Source organism: Herminiimonas fonticola, assembly GCF_040395855.1.
In the GTDB taxonomy this organism is placed as follows: Bacteria; Pseudomonadota; Gammaproteobacteria; order Burkholderiales; family Burkholderiaceae_D; genus Oxalicibacterium; species Oxalicibacterium fonticola_A.
Genome location: NZ_JBEBPO010000021.1, coordinates 19,686 through 31,805, shown reverse-complemented (window position 1 = coordinate 31,805; position 12,120 = coordinate 19,686). Strand labels below are relative to the sequence as shown.

General features: G+C 56.2%; 13 protein-coding genes. 7 read left to right on the top strand and 6 right to left on the bottom strand.

Translation table 11 applies throughout. The features are described 5' to 3' along the window. Positions 1–137: 137 nt before the first annotated feature. The gene (gene moaC / locus ABWP27_RS04860) at positions 138–647 is read right to left on the bottom strand and encodes a cyclic pyranopterin monophosphate synthase MoaC (RefSeq protein WP_353154134.1); all 510 of its coding nucleotides are present in this window, start codon (positions 645–647) and stop codon (positions 138–140) included. A 128-nt stretch (positions 648–775) separates the two neighbouring features. On the opposite strand from moaC, the gene ABWP27_RS04855 reads away from it, so the two are divergent. Then, the gene (locus tag ABWP27_RS04855; RefSeq protein ID WP_353154132.1) at positions 776–2,263 is read left to right on the top strand and encodes a beta-barrel assembly-enhancing protease; all 1,488 of its coding nucleotides are present in this window, start codon (positions 776–778) and stop codon (positions 2,261–2,263) included. 36 nt (positions 2,264–2,299) lie between these two features. On the opposite strand, the gene ABWP27_RS04850 is transcribed toward ABWP27_RS04855, so the two are convergent. The 5 genes from ABWP27_RS04850 to ABWP27_RS04830 form a co-directional block, all read right to left on the bottom strand. Next, positions 2,300–2,899 carry a DUF2946 family protein gene (locus tag ABWP27_RS04850; protein ID WP_353154129.1) on the bottom strand — a complete coding sequence of 200 codons (600 nt, stop codon included), beginning with the start codon at positions 2,897–2,899 and terminating at the stop codon, positions 2,300–2,302. A 13-nt stretch (positions 2,900–2,912) separates the two neighbouring features. Further along, on the bottom strand, positions 2,913–3,863 hold the full coding sequence (locus tag ABWP27_RS04845) for a YheT family hydrolase (protein WP_353154126.1): 951 nt from the start codon (positions 3,861–3,863) through the stop codon (positions 2,913–2,915). A gap of 125 nt (positions 3,864–3,988) precedes the next feature. Next, positions 3,989–4,420 (bottom strand): YybH family protein, encoded by a 432-nt coding sequence (locus ABWP27_RS04840; RefSeq protein WP_353154124.1) that lies wholly within the window; start codon positions 4,418–4,420, stop codon positions 3,989–3,991. 9 nt (positions 4,421–4,429) lie between these two features. After that, positions 4,430–4,627: a zinc-finger domain-containing protein gene (locus ABWP27_RS04835; protein WP_353154121.1), complete on the bottom strand. Its 198-nt coding sequence runs from the start codon at positions 4,625–4,627 to the stop codon at positions 4,430–4,432. 110 nt (positions 4,628–4,737) lie between these two features. Then, positions 4,738–5,658, bottom strand: a complete 921-nt coding sequence (locus tag ABWP27_RS04830; RefSeq protein ID WP_353154118.1) for a branched-chain amino acid transaminase — start codon at positions 5,656–5,658, stop codon at positions 4,738–4,740. A 316-nt stretch (positions 5,659–5,974) separates the two neighbouring features. Between ABWP27_RS04830 and ABWP27_RS04825 the strand changes: the two genes are divergently transcribed. From ABWP27_RS04825 to ABWP27_RS04800, 6 genes are all read left to right on the top strand, one after another. Beyond that, complete coding sequence (locus tag ABWP27_RS04825) at positions 5,975–7,168, top strand: phosphoglycerate kinase (RefSeq protein WP_353154115.1); 1,194 nt, start codon at positions 5,975–5,977, stop codon at positions 7,166–7,168. A gap of 155 nt (positions 7,169–7,323) precedes the next feature. Continuing rightward, entirely contained in the window at positions 7,324–8,388 is a 1,065-nt protein-coding gene (fba, locus tag ABWP27_RS04820) for a class II fructose-bisphosphate aldolase (protein WP_353154113.1), read from the top strand. A 109-nt stretch (positions 8,389–8,497) separates the two neighbouring features. Then, positions 8,498–9,394, top strand: a complete 897-nt coding sequence (locus ABWP27_RS04815) for a phosphoribosylaminoimidazolesuccinocarboxamide synthase (RefSeq protein WP_353154111.1) — start codon at positions 8,498–8,500, stop codon at positions 9,392–9,394. Position 9,395: 1 nt separating this feature from the next. Beyond that, positions 9,396–9,887 carry a 5-(carboxyamino)imidazole ribonucleotide mutase gene (gene purE / locus ABWP27_RS04810; protein WP_353154109.1) on the top strand — a complete coding sequence of 164 codons (492 nt, stop codon included), beginning with the start codon at positions 9,396–9,398 and terminating at the stop codon, positions 9,885–9,887. Further along, positions 9,884–11,077 carry a 5-(carboxyamino)imidazole ribonucleotide synthase gene (locus ABWP27_RS04805; RefSeq protein WP_353154106.1) on the top strand — a complete coding sequence of 398 codons (1,194 nt, stop codon included), beginning with the start codon at positions 9,884–9,886 and terminating at the stop codon, positions 11,075–11,077. Before purE ends, ABWP27_RS04805 begins: the two co-directional genes overlap by 4 nt. A gap of 18 nt (positions 11,078–11,095) precedes the next feature. Continuing rightward, positions 11,096–12,115 carry an L-threonylcarbamoyladenylate synthase gene (locus ABWP27_RS04800; protein ID WP_353154103.1) on the top strand — a complete coding sequence of 340 codons (1,020 nt, stop codon included), beginning with the start codon at positions 11,096–11,098 and terminating at the stop codon, positions 12,113–12,115. Positions 12,116–12,120 lie beyond the last annotated feature (5 nt).

Here is a 12,120-nt window from a genome sequence, read left to right as displayed (position 1 = left end):
CGATCGAGGGTGAGAAATAATCTGATAATTTGTAAGTGGCTTCGTGCAATGTATTCCTGAATAAAACACGCCTCATTATTGGGGTGTGTTTTATTGCATTCCGTATGTGAGCATGATTCCATCGAGCTTCGCTGGAATTATGTGGCGGCGGTCCAATCTCCCGACTTCCCACCATGTTTTTCCAGAACTTTAATATCCATCATCGTCATTCCCCTATCCACCGCCTTGCACATATCGTAAATCGTCAGCAATCCGATTTGTACAGCGGTCAATGCCTCCATTTCCACCCCGGTTTTTCCAAATGTTTCTACCTGCGCGGTGCAGTGGATACTGGCGTGCGCAGCATCGATGGAAAAATCAACCGTCACGCGCGTCAGTGCAAGTGGATGGCACAGCGGAATCAGATCGCTGGTGCGTTTCGCACCCATGATCGCGGCGATGCGGGCGATGCCTAGTACGTCGCCTTTTTTCGCCGTGCCGGATTCGATGATGGCGAGTGTTTCCGGTTTCATGCGGATAGTTCCGCCGGCGACTGCGATGCGGTGGGTTTCATTCTTGCTGCCGACATCGACCATGTGTGCCTGGCCGGTGGCGTCGAAATGAGTGAGGCCGTCGTTGGTAGTAGAAGTTTTGTTGTGTGCAGTCATGATGATGAAAATACGTCTGTGGCTGGAAGAGTGGAACGTTTGCGATGAGCAGGTATCATAGCATCGTGAAACTGAAATCCTTTCTTCCTGTTGATATTTCTATGCCGCGATTCCCCGTGAGATCTGCGATGCTGGCAGCCCTGCTGGCTGTTTGTGCCTTGCCGCCTGCAATCGCGCCTTCGGCTGCGTTTGCGCAATCATTGCCCAGCCTCGGCGATACTGAACGCGAAGAGTTGTCGCCGTTGATGGAGCGCAAGCTGGGTGAGCAGATCATGCGCGATATCCGGCGCAATCGCGATTATCTGAATGACGAACCCTTGCAGGAATATCTGAATGGGCTGGGCAACAGCCTGCTTGCCGTGCGACCGGAAGCACGCGGTGAAACGCAGTACGACTTTTTCTTCTTCGCCGTGCGCGACCCCATGCTGAATGCGTTTGCCTTGCCGGGCGGCTTTATCGGTGTGCATTCGGCGCTGGTGCTGGCGGCGCAGAATGAATCCGAACTTGCTTCCGTGATGGCGCATGAAATCGGCCACGTTGCACAACGTCATATCGCCCGCATGCTGGGCAAGCAAAAGCAGGACATGCTGATTCCATTGGCAGCGATGGTGCTTGGTGCGTTGACGGCAACGGCGAGTCCGGATGCAGGCATGGCGATGATGATGGGCGGACAGGGGCTGGCGATACAGCGACGGCTCAACTTCAGCCGCGATGCAGAGCGCGAGGCGGATCGCGTTGGGCTGGACATCATGCGTGAAGCCGGTTTTGAAACATCCGGCATGATCAATTTTTTCGGGCGCCTGCAGCAGGCCAGCCGCAACTATACCGATTCGGCGCCGCCTTATCTGCGTTCGCATCCGATGACGACAGAGCGTATTGCCGATATTGAGGCGCGTACGCGCGATCAGCGTTACCGGCAGCATGCGGACAGCCTGGATTTTCCCTTGATTCAAGCCAGGGTCAAGATCCTGCAAGATCCATCGCAGCAGGGCATGCTGGATGCGACGGCCGCATTTGAGCGGCAGTTGCAGCAGAAAACACGCACAGCCATGATTGCAGGGAAGTATGGATTGGCTTATGTTGCGCTCAGGCAGGGCGATGCGAAGAAAGCGCAGAGCATGCTCAACGATGCGCAGGCAACATTGAAGGCCGGTTCGCCGACAGCCAGGAACGTCGTGCTGAGCAGTCTGGCGATCGAGATCAAGCTGGCCGCGCGTCAGCCCAAGGAAGCAGTGGAGGAAGCGGAGCGTGCACGCAATCAGTTTCCGCTGTCGCGCGGGATTGCGCATCAATATGCGGATGCGCTCTTTGCGGCAGCGCGCTATGAAGATGCGGTGACATTCCTGCGCGATCAGGCGCAGTTATACCGGCATGAGCCGCAACTGTACGATAGGCTGGCCAAAACCTATGCAGCATTGAACAAGCAGGCACAGCAACATCTGGCACTGGCTGAATCGTATGCCTTGAACGGCAGCTTGCCGGCGGCGATTGATCAACTGTCGATTGCGCGCCGCGCGCCGGATGCATCGTTTTATGACTTGTCGATCATCGATGCGCGTGAGCGTGAGATGAAGGCGCAGCGACTGGAAGAAATCCGGCAGGAAAAAGAAGGCTGAGCGCAAAGCGAAAACGTATTTGCATCTCGCCTCAAATCAGATGGAAGCCTGCGGTGCGCGCATGAAGTTGAATTGTTTGTCGATAGCCGTTTCCAGGATGTAATCGAGCACTATCCTTTGGCTGCCGGATCGCAGCGACAATTCACCGCTGCTTCCGCGCTGTTCCAGCCACAGTAGCAATTGTTCGTCAGTGACGGGCCGCTCATTCAAGCTCAAATCGTTCAGGCATTGCGCCATGTCGCGGTCATCCAGCAAGGCAAATTTTCCATCGCCCTGCAGAAATAATCTTCCCTGTTCGCTGAGCCAGCCTGCCGTGATAGTGGACATGTGCTCACCGGTTTGCAGTACGAAGCCGGCTGCCGGCTCGGTATGCGCAATGTAGGGGGCGACTTCCAGCGCGACATACACACGTTGCGGCCCGTTCTGGAAATACCAGCGGCCTTGTGCATCGTGGGTGTAATTGCGATTAATGAAACCGGTCAGGGCCGGATGCGTGATTCTGTCGCCGGGCAGCTTGTGCGTTTGCGCATGTTCATTACGCATGCGCCAGTTGCCGCGCGCATCGAGTGCCAGCCAGCCGTAGCAGTGCGGGACATTCGGCCATTTTGCCAGCGCTTGCGTAACGATCTCATCCATCTCGCATCCTCAATCAGGCGGTTTGCAGAAAACTCACCATGCGCTGCGGCAACCAGTTCAACTTGCCGAAAGGTGCGCCGATGGTAAAACCGACATGGCCGCCGTGCGCAGGTTGTTCCAGCGTGATGGCCGCTGCCGCGCTCGCAGGCAAATACTGCGCCGGCAAAAAAGGATCGTTGCGTGCATTTAATACCAGCGTCGGCACCGTGATGTCGTCGAGTACGTATTTGGCACTGGCGCGGTGCCAGTAATCATCGGTGTTCAGATAACCATGCAAAGGGGCGGTGACGACATTATCGAATGCATACAGATCGCGTGCATTCATCATCGCATCGCGATCGAACAAGCCGGGAAACTGTTTGAGTTTATCCAGACATTTCGGTTTCAGGGTTTGCAGAAAAATGCGGGTGTACAGCATGTTGAAGCCGCGCGACAAGGCTGCGCCGCCGCCGGCCAGATCGAGCGGAGCGGAGATCGCGCAGGCGGCATCGACAATCTCCGCCTGATGTTGCGATTCGCCCAGCCAGCGCAATAGCGCGTTGCCGCCCAGCGAGACGCCGACCGCATAAAATTTGCCGGCGCCACGTGTGCGGGCATGCGGTGCCAGACGTCGCAATATCCAGTCGATTTCCCTGGCATCGCCGGAATGATAAAAGCGCGGGGCGTGGTTCAGCTCGCCCGAGCAGCCGCGAAAATGCACCACCGCCCCCGACCATCCCAGGCCTGCAATGTGCGCCATCAATGCGCGTGCGTAATGGCTGTCAGATGAACCTTCCAGGCCATGGAACATCACGATGAATGGCTGTCCCGTTTTGCCGTCGACAAAATCCAGATCGATGAAATCGCCATCCGCCGTATCCCATCGTTCACGCCGGTAAGCGACCGCCGGTTTGACTATGCATTTTGCAGGGTAGATGGTTTGCAGATGGCCGCCGGGCAGCCAGCATGGAGCGGGGTAGATCATCGAGGCAATCGTGGCGTGAAGTGAGATGGAGCAGGAATGTCAGGAAGCGTGTGCCATGCAGCAGCGCACGATACGTGCATGCATGGCAAACGAAATTTTGTATAAAGGTCTGCCCACATCAACCATCAATGCAGCACATTATTGGCCGCCAGCTCCGATTTTGCCTTGCCGGGTGCCGTCGATGCATGATGCAGGACGAGGCGCCAGCCGAGTGGAGTTTTCGTATAGACATTGGTTGCCAGGATATGCACGTCGCGTTGCGCACCCTCTGTCGTAAATACGGCTTCGATCAGATTGTGTACCGCGCTCATCATATTTTGCGAGGCATGCAATTGCAGCGGGCGTATGTGCACGCCGCCACGCGTGAAAATTTCTTCCCACGAGGCACGGATCGCGGCATAACCGATCAGTCGCGTGCCATCGGGATGAATGCAGACGATTTCTTCATCGTCTGCCCATAATTCCATCAACGCTTCCAGGTCGGCGCGGCCGATTGCGTCGTACAAGGCGTTTTCGATGTCGTCTGCCGTGCCGAACTGTTTGCGTATTTTTGGCATGATGGTCTATCAGTGGCCGTGTACGACTGCGCCGGGTTTCAGGCGATAGACGGTGCCGCAATACGGACATTTCGCTTCGCCGTGTGAAAATTCGAGGAATACGCGTGGATGCGAGCTCCAGGCCGGCATTGCCGGGTTGGGGCAGTAGGCTGGCAAATCCTTGCCGTCGAGTTCGATTGCGGACGCGTTGGGCGTTGCTTGTGTCATTTCATTCTCCGAATTGCTTGATTAATTGAGTTAAGTGGATCGAGTTTGCTGCAGATAGTAAAGGGAAGCCGGGCGCTCGTATAGAGAATAATGGCGCCCGCTGCCGGCGATCAGACGATCGTCAGCCAGTGATTGTATTGTGGCGCGCGGCCGGCGACTACATCGAAAAACAGAGCCTGCAGTTTTTCGGTAATCGGGCCGCGCTTGCCATCGCCGATGGCGCGATTGTCGAGTTCGCGTATGGGCGTGATTTCGGCTGCGGTGCCGGTAAAGAATGCTTCGTCGGCGCAATACACTTCGTCGCGGGTAATGCGTTTTTCCACGACTTCAATATCGAGGTCGCGCGCCATCGTGAGCACTGAGTCGCGCGTGATGCCGTCGAGGCAGGATGCCAGGTCGGGCGTGTAAATCTTGCCCTTTTTGACGATGAAAACGTTTTCGCCCGAACCTTCCGACACATAACCGTCTGTATCCAGCAGCAGCGCTTCGTCGTAACCGTCGGCCAGCGCTTCCTGATTGGCCAGGATCGAGTTGATGTAATAGCCGGATGCCTTGGCGCGCACCAGCGAAACGTTGACGTGATGGCGGCTGAAGGATGAGGTTTTGACGCGTATGCCTTTGTTGATGCCGTCTTCGCCCAGATATGCGCCCCACGGCCAGGCGGCGATGGCGACATGAATTTTATTGCCTTTGGCGGAGATGCCGAGTTTTTCATCGCCGATCCAGACCAATGGGCGCAGATAGCAGCTCTCCAGCTTGTTCTCGCGTACCACTTGCAGTTGTGCCTGCACGATCGTTTCCTGATCGAAGGGTATATTCAGCTGAAAAATTTTTGCCGAATTGAACAGGCGTTCGGTGTGTTCGCGCAGGCGGAAGATCGCGGTGCCTTGTGCAGTTTTATAGGCGCGCACGCCTTCAAATACCGCCATGCCGTAGTGCAGCGAATGGGTCAGCACGTGCACAGTTGCATCGCGCCAGTCGATTAATCGACCATCTTTCCAGATTTTTCCATCGCGATCAGCCATCGACATGTTGATATCTCCAGTAAATTTACGAGACTTCGATTTTAACGGATTCGGCCGGAGCGGAAAAACCATCCGCAGTCTGCAGCACCGAATAGTGCGATTTTATCCGGTCTGCCGTCATTTTTTTCGTATCAAAAATGAATCTATTTGGAATGCGGCCTTCTAAGCGATGACTTTGCCGCTTGATCAAATTTGATGGTCAAACCGGCAATTTCCTCTCTTTCCGCTTTTTCCGCACTGAACATTGGCGTGAAGCCAAGGGTTTTGCGCCATCCGGTGCGGTAAAATAGCGGTCTTTCGTCCAACCTGACAACGATTACTCATGCAATTCAAAAGATTGAGCGATTTGATCGCGCGTAGTGAACTGAAGGGCAAGCGCGTATTTATCCGTGCCGATCTCAATGTGCCGCAAGACGGCCAGGGCAATATTACCGAAGACACGCGCATACGCGCTTCAGTGCCGGCGATTCAGCAGGCGCTGCAGGCGGGTGCTGCCGTGATGGTGACTTCCCATCTGGGGCGTCCGGTCGAAGGCGAGTTCAAGCCGGCTGATACGCTGGCACCGATTGCACAGCGTCTGAGCGAATTGCTCGGCCAGCCGGTTGAATTGAAGCAGAACTGGGTGGACGGTGTGCATGTTGTGCCGGGCCAGGTCGTCCTGCTGGAAAATTGCCGTGTCAACAAAGGCGAGAAAAAGAACGACGATGTGCTGGCCAAAAAAATTGCCGCATTGTGCGATGTCTATGTGAACGATGCATTCGGCACTGCGCATCGCGCCGAGGCGACCACGCATGGCATTGCCAAATATGCGGCTGTCGCCTGCGCCGGCCCTTTGCTGGCTGCCGAGCTGGACGCCTTGGGCAAGGCCTTGCACCAACCGGCCAGTCCGCTGGTGGCAATTGTCGCCGGCTCCAAGGTATCGACCAAGCTGACCATTTTGAAAACGCTGGCCGACAAGGTGGATAATCTGATTGTCGGTGGCGGTATTGCCAATACCTTCATGCTGGCAGCCGGTTTGAAGATCGGCAAATCGCTGGCGGAAGCGGATCTGGTGGGTGACGCGAAAGCAATCATGGATATGATGGCCAAACGTGGCGCTTCGGTACCTATTCCTGTTGATGTTGTTTGCGCGAAGGAATTTTCGCCAACTGCTGCCGCAATTGTGAAAGACGTGGCAGACGTGGCCGATGACGACATGATTCTGGATATCGGCCCGAAAACAGCGAACATGCTGGCTGCGCAGATCGCGCAAGCCGGCACCATCGTCTGGAACGGCCCGGTCGGCGTATTCGAATTTGACCAGTTTGCCAACGGTACCAAAACACTGGCGCATGCGATTGCAGAATCAAGGGGCTTTTCAGTGGCGGGCGGTGGCGATACGCTGGCAGCGATTGCCAAGTACGATATCGCAGACAAGATAGGCTACATCTCGACCGGTGGCGGTGCTTTCCTTGAATTCCTCGAGGGAAAAACCTTGCCGGCGGTCGAGATTCTTGAACAACGCGCCACCAGTTAAGACGCAATCCTATCGCTTGAAAACGTAGTACCGATTATTGAAAACCAATTTGTCGTATAGACGATGAATGCAGAAGCCGTTGCTGGGCAAGCGCGCAGCGTCTGCAGGAATCGTCAGTTCGACCAACCCACATTTACTGTTTTTGGAGAATTACCATGCCTCTCGTATCCATGCGTCAATTGCTCGACCACGCGGCTGAAAACGGCTACGGTCTGCCAGCGTTCAACGTCAATAATCTGGAGCAGGTAACAGCCATCATGGAAGCGGCGAATGAAGTCGGCGCGCCGGTGATCATGCAGGCTTCGGCCGGCGCACGCAAATATGCGGGCGAACCTTTCCTGCGTCATTTGATCGCGGCAGCGGTGGAAGCCTATCCGCATATTCCGGTTGTCATGCATCAGGATCACGGCCAGACGCCGGCGGTCTGCATGGCGGCAATTCGTTCCGGCTTCACCTCGGTGATGATGGACGGTTCGCTCAATGCGGACGGCAAGTCGGTGGCCAGCTACGAATACAACGTCGAAGTGTCGCGCAAGGTGGTCGAGTTTTCGCACGCAATCGGCGTCACGGTAGAAGCGGAACTGGGCGTGCTCGGCTCGCTGGAAACCATGATGGGCGACAAGGAAGACGGTCACGGTGCCGACGGCAAGATGACGCGCGAGCAGTTGCTGACTGACGTCGAGCAGGCGGCCGATTTCGTCAAGCAGACGCAATGCGACGCACTGGCAATCGCGATCGGTACTTCGCACGGTGCGTATAAATTCACCAAAAAGCCAACCGGCGACATCCTGGCGATTGAACGCATACGCGAAATTCACGTGCGTATTCCAAACACGCATCTGGTGATGCACGGTTCTTCATCGGTACCTCAGGAACTGCTGGCGGAAATCCGCGAGTTCGGCGGCGACATGAAAGAAACCTACGGCGTGCCGGTGGAAGAAATTCAGGAAGGCATCAAGAACGGCGTGCGCAAGATCAATATCGATACCGATATCCGTCTCGCCATGACCGGCGCGATTCGCCGTTACCTGATTGAAAATCCATCCAAGTTCGATCCGCGCGATTACCTGAAACCGGCCAAGGAAGCGGCGAAACAAGTGTGCAAGGCACGTTTCCTCGCCTTCGGTTGCGAAGGTCAGGCGGCAAAAATCAAACCGCTGCCACTGGATAAAATCGCCGAGAAGTACAAGAATGGCGAGTTCGCGCAAATCGTGCAGTAAGGATTAGCAGGCAGCTTCTTCAGCAGGCAATTCATCAGCAAGCATATTCAGTAGTGCAACCACGTATCGGCGATTCCAGTAATCGCCGTTTCAGATTTATGGAAACATCATGACCAGTCTGTATCAGTCCACCATTACTTCACTGCCATTACTCGGCCGCGGCAAGGTTCGCGAAAATTATGCCGTAGGCGACGACAAGATTTTGATCGTCACCAGCGATCGCCTGTCGGCGTTCGACGTCGTGATGAATGAGCCTATTCCGCAAAAAGGGCAGGTTTTGAACCAGATGTCCGATTTCTGGTTTGAAAAATTGAAGGACATCGTGCCGAATCACCTGACCGGTATCGCGCCTGAATCGGTGGTGGCGCCAGATGAAGTGGCGCAGGTCAAGAATCGCGCCGTCGTTGCCAAACGTTTGCAACCGATACTGGTGGAAGCGGTGGTGCGCGGTTACCTGATCGGTTCCGGCTGGAGCGATTATCAGAAGACCGGCGCCGTCTGCGGCGTGCAATTGCCGGCGGGTTTGAAACAGGCGGAGAAGCTTGCTGAGCCGATTTTCACTCCTGCTGCCAAAGCCGAAATGGGCGAGCACGATGAAAACATCACATTCGCCGAAATGGAACAACGTATCGGCAAGGAACTGGCCAACAAGATCCGCGACGTCAGCATCAAGCTGTACAAAACCGCTGCCGATTATGCGGCCACGCGCGGCATCATCATCGCCGACACCAAGTTCGAGTTCGGTCTGGACAAAGACGGTACCCTGCATCTGATGGATGAAGTATTGACTGCCGATTCATCGCGTTTCTGGCCTGCCGATTCGTATGCGACCGGCATTTCGCCGCCATCGTTCGACAAGCAGTTCGTGCGTGATTATCTGGAAACCCTGACCGAGTGGAAAAAGACTGCGCCTGCACCAACCCTGCCGGCCGATGTCATTGAAAAAACCGGTGCCAAGTATCGCGAAGCACTGACCCGTTTGACTGGTGAAAACCTGAAAGGCTGATATGGCAAATGCACCTTTGGTAGGCGTGGTGATGGGATCTTCATCCGACTGGGATGTGATGCAGCATGCAGTCGCGATCCTCAAAGAGTTCGGTGTCGCACATGAAGCGCAGGTGATTTCTGCGCATCGCATGCCGGATCAGATGTTTGCCTACGCCGAGTCGGCACGTGCGCGCGGCGTACGCGCCATCATCGCCGGCGCTGGCGGCGCGGCACATCTGCCTGGCATGCTGGCGGCCAAAACCATTGTGCCGATTCTGGGCGTGCCGGTGCCTTCCAAATATCTGCGCGGCGAAGATTCGCTGCTGTCCATCGTGCAAATGCCCAAGGGCATTCCGGTTTCCACTTTCGCCATCGGCGAAGCGGGAGCTGCAAATGCTGCGCTGGCAGCGATTGCGATACTCGCTACCACCGACGACAAACTGGCTGCCAGTCTCGAACAATTCCGCGTCAAGCAAACGCAAATCGCTGTAGAAATGAAATTACCCGTATGAGCAAGAATGAACTTTCCCCTTTGAATCCTGCCGCAGCCGGAACCTGGCTGGGCGTGATGGGCGGCGGCCAGTTGGGCCGCATGTTCGCGCACGCTGCGCAGCAAATGGGTTTCAAGGTGGCAGTGCTGGAGCCGGCACTCGATTGTCCGGCCGGCCATGCTGCCGATCAATTGCATAGCGCCGACTACACCGATGCTGAAGCGCTGAGCAAGCTGGCAGCGCAATGCGCGGCAGTGACCACCGAATTTGAAAATGTGTCGGCAAAGAGCCTTGCCTTTCTGGCCGAGAGCACCTTCGTTGCGCCATCGGCATCGTGCGTTTCCATCGCGCAGGACCGCATGGCGGAAAAGCGTTTCTTCATCGAATGTGCGATTACTTCCGGCGTCTTCCCTGCCTCGCACAAGGAAATCAATTCGGCTGCCGATATCGATGCAGTGCCTGACGATTTATTGCCGGGCATTTTGAAAACCGTACGCATGGGTTACGACGGCAAGGGCCAGGTGCGCGTCAAGACGCGTGCTGAATTGCATGCCGCTTATGGCGCCATGAACGGCGTCGCCTGCGTGCTGGAAAAAATGCTGCCGCTGGCTTACGAGATTTCCGTATTGGCGGCACGCGGTGCCGACGGCAAGGCGGTGGTGTATCCGATTGCAGAAAACGTGCATAGAGACGGCATCCTGTTTACCACCACGGTACCGGGTCCGAACATCGGCAAGGAATCTGCCGAGAAGGCACAGGCAGCGACGCTGGCCGTGATTGAACAGATGGGCTATGTCGGCGTGTTGTGCATAGAGTTTTTTGTGCTCACGGACGGTTCGCTGGTCGTCAATGAAATGGCGCCACGTCCGCATAACAGCGGTCACTACACGATAGATGCCTGCGTCACCAGCCAGTTTGCGCAACAGGCCCGTGCGATGGCGCGCCTGCCCCTGGGCGACGTGCATCAGCATTCGGCAGCAGCGATGTTGAATATTCTGGGCGACATCTGGTTTGTCGGCGATTCCGATGAAGTACGCGAACCGGCGTGGGATCAGGTGCTGGCCTTGCCGGGTGCCAATCTTCATTTGTACGGGAAAGATACGGCGCGTCGTGCACGAAAAATGGGCCATATCACTTTCGTCGCCGCGACGGTGGCAGAAGCGCAAGCCAATTTGCGCCAAGCCTGCACGATACTTGGCATTCAGCCTTGAATCTGGAATAAACCGGCGATGCCTGAATCATTGGATCTATCGGCGATAGCAGATGCTGCGCGCCGTCTGGAGCGCGGCGAACTGGTCGCCTTTCCCACCGAGACTGTGTACGGACTCGGTGCGGATGCAGAAAATCCGCTGGCGGTCGCGAAAATCTATCAAGCCAAAGGCCGTCCCTCGAATCATCCTGTGATCGTGCATCTGGCGCCGGAAGCCGACATTGGCTACTGGGCGAAGGATGTTTCGCCGCAGGCGCATCAATTGATCGCCGCATTCTGGCCCGGTCCGCTGACGCTGATACTCAAGCGGGCGACACATATTCCCGACACGGTGGCTGGTGGCCAGGATTCGATCGGTTTGCGTTGTCCCTCGCATCCGGTAGCACAAGCCTTGCTGCGCAATTTCAAACAGGGCAAGGGCGGTGTTGCTGCGCCTTCAGCCAATAAGTTCGGCCACGTCAGTCCGACCACGGCTCAGCATGTGCGCGATGAATTTGGCGACGATACGAATGGCTTGCTGACCTGCGTGCTGGATGGCGGGCAAAGTGATGTCGGGATCGAATCGACGATCGTTGACATGTCGCGCGGCCATGCAGTGTTGCTGCGTCCTGGTCATATCAGTGCAGCGCAGATTGCTGCTGTGCTGGGGGTTGCACCCTTGCTGCCGGATGCTGCTGCACCGCGCGCTTCCGGTACGCTGGAATCGCATTACGCACCGCATACGCCGGTAGTCTTGCTGCCGCACGAGCAGATGCATGCAGTGCTGCAGCAATTGCATGCGCATGGCAAACGCATCGCGCTGATGCATCACTCTTTCACAGCCACAGTACCGCTGGCGGCAAGCATAGGCCTGCCTGCCCAGCCGGCCTTGTATGCGCATGACTTGTACGCTGCCTTGCGTGCGATGGACGACGCACATGCCGATGTCATCATGGTGGAAGCGCCGCCGGACGATGATGGATGGAACGGCGTCAACGACAGGTTGCGCCGCGCGGCGCACGATTCGTCGGGGATACTGTTGAAGTTGCTGCAGGATTGATGCGC

What these genes read in the sequence shown, in the direction of transcription:
- moaC (WP_353154134.1), bottom strand. Translation starts at nt 647, where the DNA reads ATGACTGCACACAACAAAACTTCTACTACCAACGACGGCCTCACTCAT.
- ABWP27_RS04855 (WP_353154132.1), top strand. Translation starts at nt 776, where the DNA reads ATGCTGGCAGCCCTGCTGGCTGTTTGTGCCTTGCCGCCTGCAATCGCG.
- ABWP27_RS04850 (WP_353154129.1), bottom strand. Translation starts at nt 2,899, where the DNA reads ATGGATGAGATCGTTACGCAAGCGCTGGCAAAATGGCCGAATGTCCCG.
- ABWP27_RS04845 (WP_353154126.1), bottom strand. Translation starts at nt 3,863, where the DNA reads ATGATCTACCCCGCTCCATGCTGGCTGCCCGGCGGCCATCTGCAAACC.
- ABWP27_RS04840 (WP_353154124.1), bottom strand. Translation starts at nt 4,420, where the DNA reads ATGCCAAAAATACGCAAACAGTTCGGCACGGCAGACGACATCGAAAAC.
- ABWP27_RS04835 (WP_353154121.1), bottom strand. Translation starts at nt 4,627, where the DNA reads ATGACACAAGCAACGCCCAACGCGTCCGCAATCGAACTCGACGGCAAG.
- ABWP27_RS04830 (WP_353154118.1), bottom strand. Translation starts at nt 5,658, where the DNA reads ATGTCGATGGCTGATCGCGATGGAAAAATCTGGAAAGATGGTCGATTA.
- ABWP27_RS04825 (WP_353154115.1), top strand. Translation starts at nt 5,975, where the DNA reads ATGCAATTCAAAAGATTGAGCGATTTGATCGCGCGTAGTGAACTGAAG.
- fba (WP_353154113.1), top strand. Translation starts at nt 7,324, where the DNA reads ATGCCTCTCGTATCCATGCGTCAATTGCTCGACCACGCGGCTGAAAAC.
- ABWP27_RS04815 (WP_353154111.1), top strand. Translation starts at nt 8,498, where the DNA reads ATGACCAGTCTGTATCAGTCCACCATTACTTCACTGCCATTACTCGGC.
- purE (WP_353154109.1), top strand. Translation starts at nt 9,396, where the DNA reads ATGGCAAATGCACCTTTGGTAGGCGTGGTGATGGGATCTTCATCCGAC.
- ABWP27_RS04805 (WP_353154106.1), top strand. Translation starts at nt 9,884, where the DNA reads ATGAGCAAGAATGAACTTTCCCCTTTGAATCCTGCCGCAGCCGGAACC.
- ABWP27_RS04800 (WP_353154103.1), top strand. Translation starts at nt 11,096, where the DNA reads ATGCCTGAATCATTGGATCTATCGGCGATAGCAGATGCTGCGCGCCGT.